The sequence below is a fragment of the Streptomyces curacoi genome (assembly GCF_001513975.1).
GTDB classification, from domain to species: Bacteria; Actinomycetota; Actinomycetes; order Streptomycetales; family Streptomycetaceae; genus Streptomyces; species Streptomyces curacoi.
In genome coordinates, this window is the sequence record NZ_KQ947995.1 from 97,909 (window position 1) to 118,671 (window position 20,763).

The 20,763-nt window shown below is 69.4% G+C and carries 19 protein-coding genes; 17 read left to right on the forward strand and 2 right to left on the reverse strand.

Annotation, left to right across the window (positions count from 1 at the left end; all coding sequences use genetic code 11):
- Positions 1–7: 7 nt before the first annotated feature.
- The 11 genes from AQI70_RS32945 to AQI70_RS32995 all read left to right on the forward strand — a co-directional run bounded on the left by AQI70_RS32945 (position 8) and on the right by AQI70_RS32995 (position 12,551).
- A complete protein-coding gene (locus tag AQI70_RS32945) occupies positions 8–469 on the forward strand; it encodes a hypothetical protein (RefSeq protein ID WP_062156119.1) in 462 nt (153 codons plus the stop codon).
- Positions 470–596: 127 nt separating this feature from the next.
- A complete protein-coding gene (locus tag AQI70_RS32950; RefSeq protein WP_208607495.1) occupies positions 597–1,313 on the forward strand; it encodes a hypothetical protein in 717 nt (238 codons plus the stop codon).
- A gap of 118 nt (positions 1,314–1,431) precedes the next feature.
- Complete coding sequence (locus tag AQI70_RS32955) at positions 1,432–2,394, forward strand: hypothetical protein (protein ID WP_062156121.1); 963 nt, start codon at positions 1,432–1,434, stop codon at positions 2,392–2,394.
- A gap of 229 nt (positions 2,395–2,623) precedes the next feature.
- Complete coding sequence (locus tag AQI70_RS32960; protein WP_062156122.1) at positions 2,624–4,006, forward strand: nitrate/nitrite transporter; 1,383 nt, start codon at positions 2,624–2,626, stop codon at positions 4,004–4,006.
- 152 nt (positions 4,007–4,158) lie between these two features.
- Positions 4,159–5,310, forward strand: a complete 1,152-nt coding sequence (locus AQI70_RS32965; protein WP_062156123.1) for a uroporphyrinogen-III synthase — start codon at positions 4,159–4,161, stop codon at positions 5,308–5,310.
- A gap of 238 nt (positions 5,311–5,548) precedes the next feature.
- Positions 5,549–6,145 (forward strand): CGNR zinc finger domain-containing protein, encoded by a 597-nt coding sequence (locus AQI70_RS32970; protein ID WP_062156124.1) that lies wholly within the window; start codon positions 5,549–5,551, stop codon positions 6,143–6,145.
- Positions 6,146–6,464: 319 nt separating this feature from the next.
- Positions 6,465–6,986, forward strand: a complete 522-nt coding sequence (locus tag AQI70_RS32975) for a sigma-70 family RNA polymerase sigma factor (RefSeq protein ID WP_010039908.1) — start codon at positions 6,465–6,467, stop codon at positions 6,984–6,986.
- Positions 6,986–7,825, forward strand: coding sequence for an anti-sigma factor family protein (locus AQI70_RS32980; protein ID WP_425264651.1), 840 nt, complete (start codon positions 6,986–6,988; stop codon positions 7,823–7,825). The genes AQI70_RS32975 and AQI70_RS32980 overlap by 1 nt, the downstream gene beginning before the upstream one ends.
- 69 nt (positions 7,826–7,894) lie before the next feature.
- On the forward strand, positions 7,895–10,183 hold the full coding sequence (locus AQI70_RS32985; protein ID WP_062156125.1) for a HelD family protein: 2,289 nt from the start codon (positions 7,895–7,897) through the stop codon (positions 10,181–10,183).
- A 321-nt stretch (positions 10,184–10,504) separates the two neighbouring features.
- On the forward strand, positions 10,505–11,926 hold the full coding sequence (locus AQI70_RS32990) for an NAD-dependent malic enzyme (RefSeq protein WP_062156126.1): 1,422 nt from the start codon (positions 10,505–10,507) through the stop codon (positions 11,924–11,926).
- 343 nt (positions 11,927–12,269) lie between these two features.
- Entirely contained in the window at positions 12,270–12,551 is a 282-nt protein-coding gene (locus tag AQI70_RS32995; RefSeq protein WP_004000874.1) for an HU family DNA-binding protein, read from the forward strand.
- A 554-nt stretch (positions 12,552–13,105) separates the two neighbouring features.
- Here AQI70_RS32995 and AQI70_RS39300 read toward each other — a convergent pair.
- Together AQI70_RS39300 and murA are read right to left on the reverse strand one after the other, a co-directional pair.
- Complete coding sequence (locus tag AQI70_RS39300) at positions 13,106–13,261, reverse strand: hypothetical protein (protein WP_159042725.1); 156 nt, start codon at positions 13,259–13,261, stop codon at positions 13,106–13,108.
- 61 nt (positions 13,262–13,322) lie between these two features.
- Positions 13,323–14,663, reverse strand: a complete 1,341-nt coding sequence (murA, locus tag AQI70_RS33000; RefSeq protein WP_004000875.1) for a UDP-N-acetylglucosamine 1-carboxyvinyltransferase — start codon at positions 14,661–14,663, stop codon at positions 13,323–13,325.
- A 252-nt stretch (positions 14,664–14,915) separates the two neighbouring features.
- Here murA and AQI70_RS33005 point away from each other — a divergent pair, with 252 nt between their 5' ends.
- The 6 genes from AQI70_RS33005 (at position 14,916) to AQI70_RS33030 (ending at position 20,714) form a co-directional block, all read left to right on the forward strand.
- Complete coding sequence (locus AQI70_RS33005) at positions 14,916–15,488, forward strand: YqgE/AlgH family protein (RefSeq protein ID WP_062156127.1); 573 nt, start codon at positions 14,916–14,918, stop codon at positions 15,486–15,488.
- 29 nt (positions 15,489–15,517) lie between these two features.
- A complete protein-coding gene (locus AQI70_RS33010) occupies positions 15,518–15,799 on the forward strand; it encodes a DUF3039 domain-containing protein (RefSeq protein WP_004000877.1) in 282 nt (93 codons plus the stop codon).
- 212 nt (positions 15,800–16,011) lie between these two features.
- Positions 16,012–17,304, forward strand: a complete 1,293-nt coding sequence (locus AQI70_RS33015; RefSeq protein ID WP_062156128.1) for an extracellular solute-binding protein — start codon at positions 16,012–16,014, stop codon at positions 17,302–17,304.
- A gap of 14 nt (positions 17,305–17,318) precedes the next feature.
- Positions 17,319–18,230, forward strand: coding sequence for a carbohydrate ABC transporter permease (locus AQI70_RS33020; RefSeq protein ID WP_079051580.1), 912 nt, complete (start codon positions 17,319–17,321; stop codon positions 18,228–18,230).
- Between the two features lie 5 nt (positions 18,231–18,235).
- Complete coding sequence (locus AQI70_RS33025) at positions 18,236–19,069, forward strand: carbohydrate ABC transporter permease (RefSeq protein WP_062156130.1); 834 nt, start codon at positions 18,236–18,238, stop codon at positions 19,067–19,069.
- 1 nt (position 19,070) lies between these two features.
- Positions 19,071–20,714 (forward strand): beta-N-acetylhexosaminidase, encoded by a 1,644-nt coding sequence (locus AQI70_RS33030; protein ID WP_062156131.1) that lies wholly within the window; start codon positions 19,071–19,073, stop codon positions 20,712–20,714.
- The last annotated feature ends 49 nt before the right edge of the window (positions 20,715–20,763 follow it).

Consider the following 20,763-nt stretch of genomic DNA (forward strand, 5'->3'; position numbering starts at 1 on the left):
ACAGGTGATGAGGCGACCGATCGACTCTGCGCTAAGCGTGGTACAAGACATCGTTGACCAGTTGGTGCCGAGTCGAGAGGTCCCGACTGTCGAGGAAGTTATAGCGACCGTCCGCAGCTTCGAGCGGATTGGATTCGAGGTCCCCGCCAGCGCTGACTCGGACGGTTTTCTGTTTCAGTATGGCGAAGTGAACTGGTTTGCTGAGCCTACATTCGCGGTGGGCTTCGTGCGTCAGATGGAAATCGTTGATGCTGAAGGTGACCATGAAGGATACTCGCAGGTTCAGCTCGAGTACAGATATCGGGTCGATGCCGACCTGCGGTCACTTCAAAGTCGCAACTCCTGGTGGTTTCGTGAGGGCGGGATGTCATTCGATGAATGGCTCGAATCGGTGAGACGGGATCCCGTTTGGGGGGTCGTTCGAGACAAGGTCCCCGTGGAATTTGACGTCTCGCAGGAGCTCGCTTGAATTTAGTCGCTCGGGTGCATGGCTGTACTCATTAATGGGATTCCATGCTGAATTCTGGATCGCCTGGCGCGGACAAGGACGGGGGGGTGGGGGCTTCATGAGAAGGATAGGCGGCGTTCGCGCCCGCATGGCGGCAGCCGTCGTGTTGGTTTTAGTCCCCCTTGCCGGGTGCGGGGAGAATGCCGAAACACATGCCGTGGGTTCGGAGCGGACCGATCGGTCGCTGAACAGCGCCCCGGGCAAGCCGTGGACCGAGGCGGATCTGAACCGGGTGGCGCTCGGTGACCGTGACGGATTCGAGGTGTCCGGCCGGGTGCCGCTGAGCGCTGGTCCTTCCACCAGGACAGCGAAGCCTGCCACGTGCAGCCCGATCCTCCAGGCGCTGGGCACGAGCAGCAGTTCCTATGCCGCCGACGCGCGGATCAGCCGGATCTTCAGCTCGAAGGGGTCGGGCTCCGGGGCAACCATGACTCTCTCGTCGCACAACATCGGGGATGCGAGAGCGGTGGTGGAGGCATTCCGTAGGGCGGCCGAAAAATGCACGGCCTTCCGCGACGTGGATCAGTCGTACGACTACGAGGCAGTCGAGGTCCGGCCCGATCCCGGATACGGGGACGAATCCGTCTCCCTGCGGCTCGTACAGGTCGTGTCGTACCCGGACGGCGAGTCCCTGAAGGTGCCCTACGCGGTGGTGGTGGTTCGAAGGAGCACCACGATCGCGATGTTCTATGACTTCAACCGGCCGACAGGGCCGCACGGCAAGAAGCCGGCCGGCGTTCCGGATGATCTCGTAACGGCGCAAGTGGAGAAGATCGGACGCCTCGACCCCGCCAAGATCCTGTGAAGCATGCCCACCCAGGATCCGACTGTCAGTCCCCCGTGGAACACTGACGATGTTGCGCAAGTGAACGGGGTGGCCCGAAGGGCCGAGTGGCCAGGTGGTCGGTGGGGAGCGGACGGCGATGAGCAAGCGGCAAGTGCAGAAGATGCTGCAGCTGATGGCGAGCGGCGGACCCGTCGAGCTCACCAGTCCCATGGCCTCCGTGAAGAAGCTCGCCAGACTCGCCTTCATCGCCCAGCAGTTCGGGTACGAGTACCTGGACGTACGGCAGAGCACCGGGCGCAACGGCGCGCTGATCATGATGATCGCGCCCGACCCCAGCCCCCAGGCCCGCGCCCGCGCCGCGCAGAACTGGGCGCAGTATCCGAACGCCGCCGACGGGGTCTCCGTACCGCCCCTCGTGCCCGATGCCTTCGAGCTCCTCAAGGCCCGCATCAACTTCGACCTCACCGGCAAGAACGCCGAGAAGCGGGCGGCCTACGCGGCCGTGGGCGTCACCCTCGGTGCCGTGATCCTCGGGGTGCGGCTCGGGGCGGACGCCCCCGCCTGGATCGCGGCGCTGCTCACATGGGTGTTCTTCATGGCGATCCTCGGCGTGGTCTTCGTCGTCAACCGCAAGCGCAACGTCAAGTTCGCGGCCCGCCTCCAGGCCGCCGGGTTCATGCCGGTCACCGACGACACCGGGCGGGTGCGCTACCTACCGCCCGGCACCCAGCTGCCCGGGCAGCCCTTCGCCGCCGGTCCCTACGGCAACCAGCCCCCACCCGCCCCCGCCGGTTACGGCCAGCAGGCCCCGGGGCCGTACGCCGGCCAGCCCGCCGCTCCGGGCGCGTATCCCGGTCAGCCCCCAGCTTCAGCTCCGGGCGCCTACCCCGCCCAGCCCCCAGCCCCAGCGGCCCCGGCCCCCGGCCCATACGGCAACCAGCCCGCGCCCGGTCCCTATGCCGCTCCCCACACCCAGGGCCCGTACGGCGCTCCCCAGCAGCCCCAGCAACAGCCCCAGCAGCCCCATCCGCAGCAGCCGTACGGCCAGCCGCAGCCCTACCCCCAGCAGAACCCCCACTGGCAGCCGCCGCAGCACTGACGCCCTCCTGACGGCCGCCCCTATATACAGCTATACAGCCGGTCCCCTATATACAGCCGGCCCCCTATATAGGGGCACCCCCGACACAACCTCTCATCCGCCCTGCCCTCCAGGTGAGAGCAAAGTTCCTTTCCGGTCACTCGATGCCACAGCCCGGAAACGAGCCCTCCCTACCTTCGGGATCAGCCACTCGTAGTGCGACCGAGCCCCGAAGTACCGTGGAGGCGTCATGACAGCCCCTAGCACAGCCCCCGCCACAGGCAGGGGAGGCCGCTGGATCGATCACTGGGACCCCGAGGACGAGGCCTTCTGGAACGAGACCGGGGAGAAGATCGCCAAGCGCAACCTCTTCTTCTCCGTCCTCTCCGAGCACATCGGGTTCTCGATCTGGACCCTGTGGTCGGTGATGGTGCTGTTCATGGGGCCGGAGTACGGGCTCACTCCGGCCGACAAGTTCACCATCGTCTCGATGGCCACACTGGTCGGCGCCATCGTCCGCGTGCCGTACACCTTCGCCGTCGCCGTCTTCGGCGGCCGGGCCTGGACGGTGATCTCGGCGAGTCTGCTGCTCCTGCCGACGGTCGCCGCGTTCGCCGTGATGGAGCCGGGGACCTCGTTCACGACGTTCCTGCTGTGCGCGATGCTGGCCGGCGTCGGCGGCGGGAACTTCGCCTCCAGCATGACCAACATCAACGCCTTCTTCCCCCTGCGTAAGAAGGGGTGGGCGCTCGGGCTCAACGCCGGCGGCGGCAACATCGGCGTGCCCGTCGTGCAGCTCGTCGGTCTCGCGGTCATCGGCGCCAGCGGCGGCCCGCGCCTGCTGCTCGGGATCTACATCCCGCTCATCGTGGTCGCCGCCGTCCTCGCATGGCTGAAGATGGACAGCATCTCGTCCGTCAAGAACGACACCGGCGCCGCCAAGGACGCCGCGAAGGACGCCCACACCTGGATCATGTCCTTCCTCTACATCGGTACGTTCGGCTCGTTCATCGGGTACAGCTTCGCCTTCGGGCTGGTGCTCCAGACCCAGTTCGGCCGTACGCCGCTCCAGGCCGCCTACGTCACCTTCATCGGTCCGCTGCTCGGCTCCCTGATCCGTCCCGTGGGCGGCTCGCTCGCCGACCGGTTCGGCGGCGCGAAGATCACGCTGTGGAACTACGTCGCCATGGCCGCCGCGACCTCGGTCATCATCGTGGCCTCGATGCAGAAGTCGCTGCCGCTGTTCACCACCGCGTTCATCGCCCTGTTCGTCCTGTCCGGCCTCGGCAACGGCTCGACGTTCAAGATGATCCCCGGCATCTTCCACAACAAGGCCCTCGCCAAGGGGCTCACCGGTGAGGAGGCCGCCGCCTACGGCCGCCGTCTCTCCGGCGCCTCCATGGGCCTCATCGGCGCGGTGGGCGCGGTCGGCGGTCTCGGTATCAACCTCGCCTTCCGCCAGTCCTTCCTCACGGTGGGCTCCGGCACCGGCGCCTTCGTCGCCTTCCTCGCCTTCTACGCCGCCTGCTTCGTGGTCACCTGGGCCGTATACCTTCGCCGCCCGGCCGCCTCCGAGACCCACACCACAGCGGCGACCGAGGCAAAGCCGCAGCTCAGCTACGCCGAGGTGTGACGTAACACCACTGACATCAAGCCGAACCGAGCCTGTCACGCACCGTTGACAGGCTCGATCGGCATGCAGGTGTAACCACCATGAGTGCGATCAGGAAGCACCCTCGGTGATCACCTGGTGCAACGCCACGACTCGAGTGCGGGACGAGAGTTATGTACGACGAACAGCAGCAACCCGAACACGGGCCCCTCGCGGGATTCACCGTGGGTGTGACCGCCGCGCGCCGGGCCGACGAGCTCGGGGCGTTGCTCCAGCGACGCGGTGCCGCCGTCCTGCACGCCCCTGCCCTGCGCATCGTGCCGCTCTCCGACGACAGCGAGCTCCTCGCCGCCACCAAGGAGATCATCCAGCGGACGCCGGACGTCGTGGTCGCCACGACCGCGATCGGCTTCCGGGGATGGATCGAGGCCGCCGACGGCTGGGGGCTCGGCGAGGACCTGCTGGCCCGGCTGCGCGAGGTCGAGCTGCTCGCGCGCGGGCCGAAGGTCAAGGGCGCGGTACGGGCCGCCGGGCTGACGGAGGACTGGTCGCCGTCCAGCGAGTCCATGGCCGAGGTGCTGGACCGGCTGCTGGAGGAGGGCGTCGACGGGCGCCGTATCGCCATCCAGCTGCACGGTGAGCCGCTGCCCGGGTTCGTGGAGGCCCTGCGGGAGGGCGGAGCTGAGGTGCTCGGGGTGCCGGTCTACCGGTGGCTGCCGCCGGAGGACATCGGCCCGGTGGACCGCCTGCTGGACGCGACGGTCTCCCGCGCCCTGGACGCCCTCACCTTCACCAGCGCCCCGGCCGCGGCCTCCCTGCTGTCCCGGGCCGAGGAGCGGGGCCTGCTCCCCGAAGTGCTCGCCGCCCTCAACCACGACGTCCTGCCGGCCTGCGTCGGCCCGGTCACCGCGCTGCCGTTGCAGGCACGCGGCATCGACACGGTCCAGCCCGAGCGCTTCCGGCTCGGCCCGCTGGTGCAACTGCTGTGCCAGGAGCTGCCCGGCCGGGCCCGGTCGTTGCCGATCGCCGGGCACCAGGTGGAGATCCGCGGGCACGCGGTCCTGGTGGACGGGGCGCTGCGCCCCGTACCGCCCGCGGGCATGTCCCTGCTGCGGGCCCTGTCCCGACGGCCGGGCTGGGTGGTCTCCCGTGCGGAGCTGCTGCGGGCGCTGCCGGGGGCGGGACGTGACGAGCACGCCGTCGAGACGGCGATGGCCCGGCTGCGTACGGCACTCGGGGCGCCGAAGCTGATCCAGACGGTGGTCAAGCGGGGGTACCGGCTGGCGCTGGACCCGGCGGCGGACGCGAAGTACGCGGACGCCTGAGCGGTTCCTCGCCCCGGCCGCCCCTGCCCGTCGAACTCCGTCAAGGGAGACCCGGACGGGCGGTTTCGGCTGACCGGCATCAGCTCCGGCCGCACTCGTCCAGCGCCAACCCCCGGTACGAGGGGTTCCGCGCCCGCCACCGGGCAGGCACTGTGAGAGGGAACGGTTCCCCCAGCCCTTTTCACGGCATCTCACCGACCCCTCCTGACCGGGGTGACCCCTAGGCGGTGACAGGCACATGGCACTGGGTACGGCCACGGGCGAGTACGAGCTGCGCTTCGACGCGGGACGGACCTGTCTGGATCTCCTCGCGACCACACATCCCGAGGAACGGTTCGACTCCGTCGAGGTGTTGCGCGCCTGGATCACCGGCGCCGGGCTCGTCCCGCCGGACACCCCGCTGGCCCATGTCGACGCCTCCTGGCTGGTCGGGTTCCGTGAACTGCGCGGACTCATAGGCCAGTTGGTGCGCGGCGGGCTCAATCCCGCGCCCTGGCCGTCGTACGACATCGCGCTCGCCCGCGTCAACGACATCGCCCGCGCCGCACCCCCGGCACCCCGCGCCGTACGGGGCCAGGACGGCACCCTCGTACGGGAGTTGGACCACCCGCCGGAGTGTGCCGCCCTGCTCGGCGCCGTCGCGCGGGACGCGCTGGAACTGCTCACCGATCCGGTCGCGCGGGCGGGGCTGAGGGAGTGCGAGGGCGACAACTGCCCCATCGTCTATCTCGACACGTCCCGGGGGCGCAGAAGGCGTTGGTGCTCCAGTGAGGTCTGCGGAAACCGCGAAAGGGTCGCCCGGCACCGTCGCCGCGCGGCACTCGCCCGCGCCTGACGGTCCGTTATGCCGCTTCTGCGGAGCGGCTGTCGAAGTGATTTCGATTACACCCCGTTTCCCTACGGGCCCGTAGGGAAAGCCCTTCACGATCTTGCCGCTGTGACGGAAATGTAAAGATCGCGGGACGGGAATGTGCCGCCATGTCCCGCTCGTCACGTCACTCCGCAGAAATCTGTCGCCTCACTTTGAACACTCAAAGCCCCGCCTGCGTACGGGTAGTCGAGCGACCGACTGGGGGAACCCCCGGACATCGGAGGTGGGCGTGCGCAAGGATTCCGTCGTGGCCAATGAACGTGGATCGAGGGCCCGACATCGCATGTCCCAGCCCTCGGAACCTGATGAGGAGCTGATGCGTGCGCTGTACAGAGAGCACGCCGGACCCCTCCTTGCGTATGTCCTTCGGCTGGTCGCCGGTGATCGGCAACGAGCAGAGGACGTCGTGCAGGAGACGCTCATCCGTGCCTGGAAGAACGCCGGACAGCTCAATCGAGCGACCGGATCGGTACGCCCCTGGCTGGTGACGGTCGCCCGGCGCATCGTCATCGACGGCCACCGCAGCCGGCAGGCCCGGCCGCAGGAGGTCGATCCGTCGCCGCTGGAGGTCATCCCCGCGGAGGACGAGATCGACAAGGCGCTGTGGCTGATGACGCTGTCTGACGCACTCGACGACCTGACCCCCGCACACCGGGAGGTTCTCGTCGAGACGTACTTCAAGGGGCGTACCGTCAATGAGGCGGCCGAGACGCTGGGCATACCCAGCGGCACCGTCCGCTCCAGGGTGTTCTACGCCCTGCGGTCGATGAAGCTGGCTCTGGAGGAGCGGGGGGTGACGGCGTGATGAGTGTTTACGGGGGAAACCAGGGATTCGGGATGGGCGGTTCGGGTATGTCTGGGTCCATGAGCCCCATGCAGGGACATCCGGGCCCGAACGAGCACGAAACCGTCGGCGCCTATGCCCTCGGGATCCTCGACGACGCCGAAGCAACCGCTTTCGAGGCCCACCTCGCGACCTGCGAATGGTGCGCTCAGCAGCTGGACGAGCTCGCCGGGATGGAGCCGATGCTGGCCGCGCTCGCGGACCTGCCCGGTTCCGGTACGCCCGCCATCGGCGAGTCCCTGTCGGCGAAGCCCAGCCCGCGGCTGGTGAACAAGCTCGTCGACGAGGTCGCCGAGCGCCGCGCCCAGAAGCGCCGGCGCAGCTTCTACATGGTGGCCGCGGCGGCCGCGCTGATCGTCGCGGGTCCGTTCGCCGCGATCGCCACCACCGGCGACGACGGCGGCGGTGGAAAGACCAGTCAGGCGACCACGCTGACCAGCTCCGCCAAGGATCTGTTCACCAGGATGAAGACCAAGGTCTCCGGCACCGACTCGGCGACCGGCGTCACCGCGACCGTCGGCCTGGAGGAGAAGCTCTGGGGCATCGAGACGGGTCTTGAGCTCAAGGGCGTCAAGGGTCCGCTCAAGTGCTCCCTGATCTTCGTCGGCAAGAACGGCGAACGTGAGACGGCCGCCTCCTGGTCCGTCGGCAAGTGGGGCTACGGCATCCCGGACGGCAAGACCGAGCAGGCCAGGAACCCGCTGTACATCACCGGCGGCGTGTCCATGGCCAAGGGCGAGGTCGATCACATCGAGGTCATGGACTTCGACGGGAAGACGCTTGTCAAGGTCGACGTGTAGCCGCCGTAGCTTTTCCGGGTCCCCTTCGCGTACGGTTGACGGCTGCCCAGCACGTCAGAAGGGGGCCCGGTGGCCGCTCAGGCTCAACAGGAAACCGCGCTCGAAGACTCCCTGAGAGACCGCGAGATCAGCGTCGAACAGGAACACCTGGACCGGGTGTACCGGCGGCTCGAGGAGAAGATCCACGAGGCGGAGTTCCTCATGAACGACGCGGCCAAGCGCGGCCAGGTCGGCACGCCCGGCGCGCTCGCCGAGCGGGACGCGCAGGTCTTCCGGGCGGGCGTCCACCTCAACCGCCTCAACAACGAGTTCGAGGACTTCCTCTTCGGCCGTATCGACCTGCTGCTCGGCAAGGACGGAAAGAAGGGGCCCGACGGCGCGTACACCGCTGTCGAGCCCGCCGAGGGCGCGGTCCGCGAGGACAACACCGCCGACATCGCCGAGACCCTGCACATCGGCCGCATCGGCGTGCTCGACCAGGACTACGCTCCGCTGGTCATCGACTGGCGGGCCCCGGCCGCGGCGCCCTTCTACCGCTCCACCCCGGTCGATCCGGGACGGGTCGTACGGCGCCGGGTCATCCGCTCCAAGGGCCGCAGGGTGCTCGGCGTCGAGGACGACCTCATGCGCCCCGAGCTCAAGGCGTTCCTGCACGGCCACGAACTGCCCGTCATCGGCGACGGCGCCCTCATGGCCGCCCTCGGCCAGGCCCGCAGCCACACCATGCGGGACATCGTGGCGTCCATCCAGGCCGAGCAGGACCTCGTCATCCGCGCCCCCGCCGCCTCGGTGACCTACGTCGAGGGCGGCCCGGGCACCGGCAAGACCGCCGTCGCCCTGCACCGCGCCGCCTACCTCCTGTACCAGGACCGGCGCCGGTACGCGGGCGGCATCCTGATCGTCTCGCCGACCCCGCTGCTGGTGGCGTACACCGAAGGCGTGCTGCCCTCCCTCGGCGAGGAGGGCCAGGTCGCCATCCGCGCGATCGGCTCGCTCGTCGACGGCGCCGAGGCCACGCTGTACGACTCCCCGGCCACGGCCCGCGCCAAGGGCTCCCACCGCATGCTCAAGGTGCTGCGGAAGGCCGCCCGCGGAGCCCTGGAGCTGAACGATTCACCGACCCGCCTCAGGGTCGTCGCCTTCGGCCGCCGGCTGGAACTGGAGGCCGACGAGCTGGAGCGGATCCGCCGGAACGCCCTGGGCGGCACCGCGCCCGTGAACCTGCTGCGCCCGCGCGCCCGCAAGCTGCTGCTCGACGCCCTGTGGGCGAAGTCGGGCGGCGCCGGCCGCCACACCGACCCGGAGCTCGCCGCCGAACTGCGCTCCTCCTTCGACGAGGACGTGACCTTTGAGGACAGCTTCCTCACCTTCCTCGACGCCTGGTGGCCGGAGCTCACCCCGAAGGCGGTCCTGGAGGCGATGGCCGACGAGCGGCGGCTCGGCCGCTGGGCCCGCCGGATCCTCAACCCCGGCGAGGTCCGCAAGGTGGCCCGCTCGCTCAGGCGGGTCGGCTTCTCCGTGCACGACATCGCCATGCTCGACGAGCTGCAGGCGATCCTCGGCGCCCCGGCCCGCCCGAAGAAGAAGCGCGAACTGGACCCACTCGACCAGCTCACCGGCCTGGAGGAGCTGATGCCGGTCCGCGAGGAGTCGCAGCGCGAGCGGGCCGAGCGGCTGGCGGCCGAGCGCACCGAGTACGCCCACGTCATCGTCGACGAGGCCCAGGACCTCACGCCGATGCAGTGGCGCATGGTCGGCCGCCGGGGCCGCCACGCCACCTGGACGGTCGTCGGCGACCCGGCCCAGTCGTCGTGGTCCGACGTGGACGAGGCGGCCGAGGCGAGGGACGAGGCCCTCGGCACCCGCCCGCGCCGCCGCTTCCAGCTCACCGTGAACTACCGCAACCCGGCCGAGATCGCCGAACTGGCGGCCAGGGTGCTGGCCCTCGCCATGCCCGGTTCGACGGCACCGTCGGCGGTGCGCTCCACCGGCGTCGAGCCCCGCTTCACCGTCGTACGCGACTCCCTCGCGCAGACCGTCCGCGAGGAGGCCGCGCGGCTGCTGGACCGGGTCGACGGCACGGTCGGCGTCGTCGTCGCCATGCAGCGACGCGAGGAGGCGGCCAAGTGGCTCGCCGGGCTCGGCGACCGGGTCGTGGCGCTCGGCAGCCTGGAGGCGAAGGGCCTGGAGTACGACGCGACGGTCGTCGTCTCGCCGGCGGAGATCGCCGACGAGAGCCCGGCCGGGCTGCGCGTGCTGTACGTCGCGCTGACCCGGGCGACCCAGCAGCTGACGGTCGTGTCGGGGGAGCGGGACGAGCCGGACGCGGCCGGGGTGCCGGATCTGCTGCGGGACTGAGCGCCGTAAAGGTGAACTCTCGGTACGGGAATGGCTCTACGGGATCTGTTTGTTAGCCTGGGTGTGGCACCGGCCCGATCCAAGCCCCCGGGCCCAACCTTCGTCGCTACGAGCGACCACTTGCCGCGAGGCGAGCATGGCGGGTCGGTGTCATGAACGTCGAAGAGGCCCACGTCACCGTGTGACGTGGGCCTCTTTTCATGCGAAGACGTGGCGAACAATACGTTCGCAATCCCAGCCGGGCTAACTCCTACTCGGCGGTAGGTGCGACGATCGGACGGCATACCCAGCGTCACACGGTGAAAGCAGAGGAAGTCGGCCATGGCAACGGCGCCCAGCGTCTCCTACTCGATGACGGTCCGGCTGGAGGTGCCCGCGAGCGGAACCGCGGTCTCCCAGCTCACCACGGCCGTGGAGTCCCACGGAGGCTCGGTGACCGGCCTCGACGTCACCGCGTCCGGCCACGAGAAGCTGCGCATCGACGTCACGATCGCGGCCACCTCCACCAAGCACGCGGACGAGATCGTCGAGCAGCTGCGCGGCATCGAGGGCGTCACGCTGGGCAAGGTCTCGGACCGTACGTTCCTCATGCACCTCGGCGGCAAGATCGAGATGGCGTCGAAGCACCCCATCCGCAACCGTGACGACCTGTCCATGGTCTACACGCCGGGTGTGGCCCGCGTCTGCATGGCGATCGCCGAGAACCCCGAGGACGCGCGGCGTCTGACCATCAAGCGCAACTCCGTTGCGGTTGTGACGGACGGCTCGGCGGTGCTGGGCCTCGGCAACATCGGCCCGATGGCCGCGCTGCCGGTCATGGAGGGCAAGGCGGCCCTCTTCAAGCGGTTCGCCGGCATCGACGCCTGGCCGATCTGCCTCGACACCCAGGACACCGACGCGATCGTCGAGATCGTCAAGGCGATCGCCCCCGGGTTCGCCGGCATCAACCTCGAGGACATCTCCGCCCCGCGCTGCTTCGAGATCGAGGCGCGGCTGCGCGAGGCCCTCGACATCCCCGTCTTCCACGACGACCAGCACGGCACCGCGATCGTCGTCCTGGCCGCCCTCACCAACGCACTTCGCGTGGCGGGCAAAGCCATTGAGAACATCCGCGTCGTGATGTCCGGCGCCGGCGCGGCCGGCACGGCCATCCTCAAGCTGCTGCTCGCGGCGGGCCTGAAGAACGCCGTCGTCGCCGACATCCACGGTGTCGTGCACGCCGGCCGCGAGGACCTGCGGGACGCCGCCGCCGACTCGCCGCTGCGCTGGATCGCCGACAACACCAACCCCGAGGGCCTGACCGGCACGCTGAAGGAGGCCGTGCGCGGCGCGGACGTCTTCATCGGCGTCTCGGCCCCGAACGTGCTCGACGGCGACGACGTGGCCGCCATGGCCGAGGACGCCATCGTGTTCGCGCTCGCGAACCCGGATCCCGAGGTGGATCCGGCAATCGCCCGTCAGACGGCGGCAGTTGTGGCCACGGGCCGCTCCGACTTCCCGAACCAGATCAACAACGTGCTGGTCTTCCCGGGCGTCTTCCGCGGTCTGCTGGACGCGCAGTCCCGCACGGTCAACACCGAGATGATGCTCGCGGCCGCGAAGGCGCTGGCGGATGTGGTGACCGAGGACGAGCTGAACCCGAACTACATCATCCCGAGCGTCTTCAACGACAAGGTCGCGGGCGCCGTCGCCGGTGCGGTGCGGGAGGCGGCGAAGGCCGTCAGCGCGGCTCCGGCCGAGTAGGCACCCGGCCTCGACGCGGGCGTCCGGGGGCGGCCGTCCCCGGACGTCGGCTGTGAGGATCGCCACGGCAAGCCCTTGTAACGGCGCGTCGTGGAACCAAGGGCCTCTGGCAGCCGTTTATGGTGACGGCCAAGCTACAGGCCCTCTCTTCGTGTGACTCCCAAGGGTGTTCTCACGACTCCTCCGGGTGCCGGATTGGCTTTCCCGCCGCAGGTAGGGGCAGGATGCGTCTCTGGGCGCGAGGGTCTGACGACGGACCCGGGTCCGGGGACTGTCCGAGGACCCTGGCAGCATCGGCTTCGATCTGACGCCTCAACGGCAAGAAGAACACGGGAGTAACAACATGAACCGCAGTGAGCTGGTGGCCGCGCTGGCCGACCGCGCCGAGGTGACCCGCAAGGACGCCGACGCCGTGCTGGCCGCGTTCGCCGAGGTCGTCGGCGACATCGTCTCCAAGGGCGACGAGAAGGTCACCATCCCCGGCTTCCTGACCTTCGAGCGCACGCACCGTGCCGCTCGCACCGCGCGCAACCCGCAGACCGGCGACCCGATCCAGATCCCGGCCGGCTACAGCGTGAAGGTCTCCGCGGGCTCCAAGCTCAAGGAAGCCGCCAAGGGCAAGTGACCTTGCCGTCTGTACACCACGGGACGGTGTGCGGCTCGTAGAACGCCGATGGGGCGGCGCCCGGTTCACGGGTGCCGCCCCATCGTGGTTGCTGCCGCCAATGGCCTCGAACGCCGGCCAGGCCGGTTTTGCCGAAGCCGGCCGAGTGCCTTGCCGGGCAACTCCACCTTCGCGCCCGGCGTCTATCCGGGGGCTGTGCCATTCATCGCCGCCGCGGGCTCCCGGGTCTCAGCGGGGTGGGGGCCACTGGCCGGCCTCCACCCGGGGGCGTTGCCCTGGTCGGCCCCTACCCGGGTGCGTTGCCCTGGCCGGGCCTCAGCCGGGGGGCGTTGTCCCTGGCCGGGCCCGAGGGCCTGACGTCAGCCGAGTGGCCTTCCCGGGCAACTCAACCTTTGCGCCCGGCTCCACGGGCTTCTCCCTGCTGGGCTTCCCGGGGGCTGTGCCCTTCAGCGGCTCCGCCGTGGGCCCCGGGGCCTCAGCCAGGGGGCCGTTGTCCCTCGCCGGGCCTCACCCCGGGGGGGGCGTTGCCCCCGGCCGGGCCCGAGGGCCTGGCGTCAGCCGAGGGCCTTGGCGGGCAACTCCACCTTTGTGCCCGGCTCCACGAGCGGGCCCCCGGGCCCCAGCCGGAGGACGCTGTATCCGGCCGGGCCGAGGGTGTGCCGTCGGCCGAGGGTCTTGGCGGGCAACTCCACCTTTGTGCCCGGCTTCACGAGCGGGGCCCCCGGGTCCCAGCAGGAGGACGCTGTATCCGGCCGGACCGAGCGGGTGTCGTCAGCCGAGTGCCTTGCCCGGGAGTTCGACCTTCGCGCCCAGCTCCACGAGCTTCTCCATGAAGTTCTCGTAGCCGCGGTTGATGAGGTCGATGCCGTGGACCCGGGACGTGCCCTGGGCCGCCAGGGCCGCGATGAGGTACGAGAAGCCGCCGCGGAGGTCGGGGATGACGAGGTCGGCGCCCTGGAGCTTGGTGGGGCCCGAGACTACGGCGGAGTGCAGGAAGTTGCGCTGGCCGAAGCGGCAGTCGGAGCCGCCGAGGCACTCGCGGTAGAGCTGGATGTGCGCGCCCATCTGGTTCAGGGCGGAGGTGAAGCCGAGGCGGGACTCGTAGACCGTCTCGTGGATGATGGACAGGCCCGTCGCCTGCGTCAGGGCGACCACCAGCGGCTGCTGCCAGTCGGTCTGGAAGCCGGGGTGCACGTCCGTTTCGAGGGCGATGGACTTCAACTGGCCGCCCGGGTGCCAGAAACGGATGCCCTCGTCGTCGATCTCGAAGGCGCCGCCCACCTTCCGGTAGGTGTTGAGGAACGTCATCATCGAGCGCTGCTGGGCGCCACGGACGTAGATGTTGCCCTCGGTCGCGAGCGCCGCGGACGCCCAGGAGGCGGCCTCCAGGCGGTCCGGGAGGGCGCGGTGGGTGTAACCGCCGAGGCTGTCCACACCGGTGATGCGGATCGTGCGGTCGGTGTCCATCGCGATGATGGCGCCCATCTTCTGCAGGACGCAGATGAGGTCCTCGATCTCGGGCTCCACGGCCGCGTTGGAGAGCTCCGTGACGCCCTCCGCCAGCACGGCCGTCAGCAGCACCTGCTCGGTCGCGCCCACGGACGGGTACGGCAGCCGGATCTTCGTACCGCGCAGCCGCTGCGGAGCCTCCAGGTACTGCCCGTCCGCCCGCTTCTCGATCCGCGCGCCGAACTGCCGCAGCACCTCGAAGTGGAAGTCGATGGGCCGGCCGCCGATGTCGCAGCCGCCGAGGCCGGGGATGAAGGCGTGGCCGAGGCGGTGGAGAAGGGGGCCGCAGAACAGGATCGGGATACGGCTCGAACCCGCGTGGGCATCGATGTCAGCGACGTTCGCGCTCTCCACGTGCGACGGGTCCATCACCAACTCGCCCGGTTCCTCACCCGGACGCACCGTCACCCCGTGCAGCTGCAGCAGCCCGCGTACGACCCGCACGTCACGGATGTCCGGCACGTTGCGCAGTCGACTTGGCGCGCTGCCCAGCAGGGCGGCGACCATGGCCTTCGGTACGAGGTTCTTCGCACCGCGGACACGGATCTCGCCCTCCAGCGGGGTTCCGCCGTGGACAAGCAGGACATCGTCGTTGACGGTCATGTATCTCGCGTTCCGATGAGTTGGGCAGGGGCCGGAGAGAAAGGGTAATCGCCGTGGACCCCCCTTCTGTAAGCCCAAGTACGGCCCAGGAACGTCATAGCTGTGTCACAACACGAACCGTTCGCCGCCGGGCACGAACGGTCACCACCGCCCCTGTGCGCCCGGGGGCGCTCCTTTCCGCCCTGAGCTGCATTCACTCCCGAACCGGGATTGCCTCCCCACGCGAGGGGAAGATGCGGGATCATGTCTGGCATGACCGAGGTGTCCTCGCTCACAGGGCGGCTGCTCGTGGCAACGCCCGCCCTGGCGGACCCGAACTTCGACCGTGCGGTGGTGCTCCTTCTCGACCACGACGAGGAGGGCTCCCTCGGTGTCGTCCTCAACCGTCCGACCCCGGTGGACGTGGGCGACATCCTGGAGGGCTGGGCGGATCTCGCCGGTGAACCCGGCGTCGTCTTCCAGGGCGGCCCGGTGTCCCTCGACTCGGCGCTCGGCGTCGCCGTCATCCCCGGTGACGCCTCCGGCGAGAGCGCCCCGCTGGGCTGGCGCCGGGTGCACGGAGCGATCGGGCTGGTGGACCTGGAGGCACCGCCGGAGCTGCTCGCCTCGGCCGTCGGCAGTCTGCGGATCTTCGCCGGATACGCCGGCTGGGGGCCCGGCCAGCTGGAGGACGAGCTGGTGGAGGGCGCCTGGTACGTCGTGGAGTCGGAGCCCGGAGACGTCTCCTCGCCGTCGCCGGAGAGACTCTGGCGCGAGGTGCTGCGCCGCCAGCGCAACGAACTCGCGATGGTGGCCACGTATCCGGACGACCCTTCGCTCAACTGATACATGTGAGCTTCAGTACTCTTGGCGGTATGAGCACTCTCGAGCCCGAGCGCGGGACTGGTACGGGGACCCTCGTAGAGCCGACGCCACAGGTCTCCCACGGCGACGGTGACCACGAGCGCTTCGCCCACTACGTCCAGAAGGACAAGATCATGGCGAGCGCCCTCGACGGCACCCCCGTCGTGGCGCTCTGCGGCAAGGTCTGGGTGCCCGGCCGCGACCCGAAGAAGTACCCCGTGTGCCCCATGTGCAAGGAGATCTACGAGTCCATGGGCGCCGGCGGCGACGACAAGGGCGACGGCAAGAAGTAGCAGCCCGCTCACATCCGGACCTCCTGAGGCCTCGGAGCGCGTTTTCGCGTGCTCCGGGGCCTTTGTGTCTTTTGTCGTTGCGCGGGCTGCGTCGGCTGGTCACAGAGTGGTTGAGACCTCTTGTCGCCATGTTCATGTAGTCCCTAGCCTCCGAAGTGTTGTGCAGGGCAAAACACTCATTGCATATGTTGCAACGCTCGGAGGATCGCTCCATGAAGCTCCCCGCCCGCCCGGCCGTGCTCCTCGCCGTCATGGCCGCCACCGCCTGCGCCCCCCAGACCTCCGCCAACTCCTCCTCCGACAAGGACGACAAGACCGGCACCCTGCGGGTCTGGCTCTTCCAGGAGGTCGGCAACAAGCCGAAGGAGAAGGTCGTCGACTCCGTCGTGGCCGCCTTCGAGAAGGCCCACGAGGGCACGGAGGTCGACGTCGAGTACATCCCCGTCGAGACTCGCGCCCAGCGCGTCAAGGCCGCCTTCAACGACCCGGCGTCCGCCCCCGACGTGATGGAGTACGGCAACACCGACACCGCCGGTCATGTGAAGGACGGCGGACTCCTCGACGTCACCGAGGAGTTCGGCGACTGGCCCGAGGCGAAGGACACCGACCCCACCGCCAGACAGTCCGTCACCGTGGCCGGCAAGGTCTACGGCGCACCCTTCTACGTCGGCGTCCGCGCCCTGTACTACCGCACGGACGTCTTCGAGGAAATCGGCTTGGAAGTCCCCAGGACCATGGACGAGTTGGCGTCGACGGCCCGCAGGATCCGGGCCGCCCGGCCCGAGCTGTACGGGCTTGTGGTCGGCGGGGCGTACACGTACGGCGCGATGCCGTTCGTGTGGGCCAACGGCGGCGAGATCGCCACGGGCAAGGACGGCTCGTACACCTCGGCGATCGACAGCGCGGCGGCACAGAAGGGCATCAAGGCGTACACCTCGCTCTTCACCGACGACAACTGCCCCGCCGCCAAGTGCGCGGGCATGGGCGGCAACGACACGGTCACCGCGTTCGCGGCCGGCAAGGCGGGCATGGCGATCGGCGGCGACTTCAGCCATGCGGCCGTGGAGGCCGGGAAGGTCAAGGGCAAGTACGCGGTCGTACCGCTGCCGGGGGTGCGGGCGGGGTCCGTCGCGCCGGCGTTCGCCGGGGGCAACAACATCGGGGTGCTCAAGAGCACCTCGCACCGCACGCTGGCGGTCGCGCTGATGCGGCAATTGGCCTCGAAGAAGACGCAGGCCTCGATGTTCGGGGCGATGGGGTTCCTGCCCACCTTCTCCGACGTGCGGCAGCAGGTCGCGGCGAAGGAGCCGTACGTCAAGCCCTTCGCGCGGACCCTCGCCGCGGGGACCAGGTTCGTCCCCGCCTCGCCCGCCTGGGCGCAGATCGACTCCTCGCTGGTGCTGCCGACCATGTTCCAGGAGGTCATCAGCGGCAAGAAGAGTGTGGCGGCGGCTTCGAAGGACGCGGCCAAGAAGATGGATGACGCGTTCGGTACGGCCGGATGACAGCGCACGGCCGGATGACGGCGCACGGCCGGATGACGGCGCCGCGCCCCTGGCGCCGTCGGAGCACCCCCTGGCTGTATCTCGCCCCGGCTCTCGTCGTCCTCGGTGGGCTGCTCGTCCACCCCATCTACCAGCTCGGTCTGATCTCCCTCTTCCAGTACACCCAGGCCCAGGTCAGCGGCGGCGAACCCACCACCTTCCAGGGCCTCGGGAACTACACCGAGCTGTTCGCCGACGACCAGTTCTGGCAGGTGCTGCTGGCGACGGTTGTCTTCGCGGCGGCCTGTGTCGTCTCGACCCTCGCCGTCGGCTGTGCGCTGGCCGTGCTGCTCACCCGCGTGCGGGCCGTGCCGCGGCTCGCGCTGATGCTGGCGGCGCTGGGGGCATGGGCGACCCCGGCCGTCACGGGGTCGACGGTGTGGCTGTTCCTGTTCGACCCGGACTTCGGGCCGGTGAACCGCGTCCTGGGAATCGGCGACCACTCCTGGACGTACGGGCGGTTCAGCGCCTTCTTCCTGGTCCTGCTCGAAGTGGTCTGGTGCTCCTTCCCGTTCGTGATGGTGACGGTGTACGCGGGGATCCGCGCCGTACCGGCCGAGGTGCTGGAGGCCGCCGCGCTGGACGGTGCCTCGCAGTGGCGCATCTGGCGGTCGGTGCTGGCGCCGATGCTGCGGCCGATCCTGGTGGTCGTCACCATCCAGTCGGTGATCTGGGACTTCAAGGTCTTCACGCAGATCTACGTCATGACGAACGGCGGCGGCATCGCGGGCCAGAACCTCGTGCTGAACGTGTACGCCTACCAGAAGGCGTTCGCGTCCTCGCAGTACGGCCTGGGCTCGGCGATCGGCGTGGTGATGCTGCTGATCCTGCTGGCGGTGACGCTGGTGTATCTGCGGTTGCTGCGCAGACAGGGGGCCCAGCTGTGAGGTCCGTGAGTTTCGTACGGCGTCCCTGGCGGCTGCTCGCGGAGGCGTCCGCGCTGCTGATCGCGGCGGCGGTGGTGTTTCCGCTGTACTGGATGGTGCTCAGCGCCTTCAGACCGGCCGGGGAGATCGAGTCGAGCACGCCCCGGCCGTGGACCTCGTCCCCTTCCCTGGATTCCTTCCGGCGGGTCTTCGAGCAGAACGAATTCGGCCGCTACTTCCTCAACAGCCTTGTCGTCGCGTGCACTGTCGTGATCGCCTCCGCGCTGATCGCGTTTCTCGCGGCGACCGCGGTGACACGATTCCGGTTCCGCTTCCGGACCACCTTGCTGATCATGTTTCTGGTGGCCCAGACGGTGCCCGTGGAGGCCCTGACCATCCCCCTGTTCTTCCTCATGCGGGACTTCGGCCAACTGAACACGCTCGGCTCGCTGATCCTGCCGCACATCGCCTTCTCGCTGCCGTTCGCGATCTGGATGCTGCGGGGCTTTGTGAAGGCGGTTCCGGAGGCCCTGGAGGAGGCCGCGTACATGGACGGGGCGAGCCGGTCGCGATTCCTCTGGCAGATCCTTTTCCCGCTGGTCTTCCCGGGGCTCGTGGCCACGAGCGTGTTTTCCTTCATCTCGGCCTGGAACGACTTCCTCTTCGCCAAGTCCTTCATCATCAGCGACACTTCGCAGTCGACCCTGCCGATGGCCCTGCTCGTCTTCTACAAGCCGGACGAGCCGGACTGGGGCGGGGTGATGGCGGCGTCGACGGTGATGACGATCCCGGTGCTGATCTTCTTCGTGCTCGTGCAGCGACGGCTGGTGTCGGGGCTGGGCGGGGCGGTAAAGGACTGATGTGACCCAACTGATTCCGGAGCCCCGCAGCGTCGTCGCCGGTCCCGGCGAAGTGCGGCTGACGGCGCACTCCCAGCTCTACGCCGGCACCGCGACGGAGGGCGTCGGGCACTGGCTTCGCACCGTCCTCCAGCAGGCGACCGGCCTGCCGCTGCGCGAGGGGCGGCAGCCCGACGACACGGACGGCGACGGCATCCGGCTCCGACTCGACCCCGGGCTCGGCCGCGAGGAGTACCGCCTCGTCAGCGACGGGAGCGGCGTCCGCATCGAGGGCGGCGGCGCGGCCGGTGTCTTCTGGGGCGCCCAGACGCTGCGGCAGCTCCTCGGCCCCGACGCGTACCGCAGGGCCCCGATCGGCCGCGACCGCACCTGGGCCGTGCCCCACCTCACGATCGAGGACGCCCCCCGCTTCCGCTGGCGCGGCCTCATGCTCGACGTGGCCCGGCACTTCCTGCCCAAGGACGGCGTCCTGCGCTACCTGGACCTGATGGCCGCCCACAAACTCAACGTCTTCCACTTCCACCTGACGGACGACCAGGGCTGGCGCATCGAGATCAAGAAGTACCCCCGGCTCACCGAGGTCGGCTCCTGGCGGGCGCGCACGAAATTCGGCCATCGGGCCTCCCCGCTGTGGGAGGAGAAGCCACACGGTGGCCACTACACCCAGGACGACATCCGCGAGATCGTCGCCTACGCCGCCGAGCGGCATATCACCGTCGTCCCCGAAATCGACGTACCCGGCCACTCGCAGGCCGCGATCGCCGCGTACCCGGAACTCGGCAACACCGACGTCATCGACACCAACTCCCTCTCCGTCTGGGACAACTGGGGGATCTCTCCGAACGTACTCGCCCCCACTGACAACACCCTGCGCTTCTACGAGGGGGTCTTCGAGGAAGTCCTCGATCTCTTCCCCGCCGACGCCGCCGAGTTCTCGGCGTTCGTTCATGTCGGCGGTGACGAATGCCGCAAGGACCAGTGGCAGCGGTCGCCTGCCGCGCAGGCCAGGATCAGCGAACTCGGGCTCGCGGACGAGGACGAGCTGCAGGCGTGGTTCGTCGGCCACTTCGACAGGTGGCTCACCGCGCGCGGGCGCAGGCTCATCGGCTGGGACGAGATCCTGGAGGGCGGGCTCGCGGACGGGGCGGCGGTGTCGTCCTGGCGCGGGTACGCGGGCGGGGTCGCCGCCGCGCGGGCCGGGCACGACGTCGTCATGTGCCCCGAGCAGCAGGTCTACCTGGACCACCGCCAGGACGCGGGCGCGGACGAGCCGGTCCCCATCGGCTACGTCCGCACCCTGGAGGACGTCTATCGGTTCGAGCCCGTTCCCGCGGAGTTGACGCCGGACGAGGCCCGGCACGTGCTCGGTACGCAGGCCAATGTGTGGACCGAGGTGATGGAGGACCACGCGCGCGTGGACTACCAGACGTTCCCGCGCCTGGCCGCGTTCGCGGAGGTGGCCTGGAGCCGCCTGCCCGCCCCGGCGCAGCGGGACTTCGCCGGTTTCGAGGGGCGGATGGCCGCCCATTACCGGCGACTTGACGCCCTGGGAGTCGCCTACCGCCCGCCCGCGGGGCCTCGGCCGTGGCAGCGGCGCCCCGGTGTGCTCGGCCGCCCGATCGACGGCCCGCCCCCGAACAGGTAATGGAAAAAACCCGGCAAGGGGTCACCGAAGAGTGTCAATCGGTACTCAC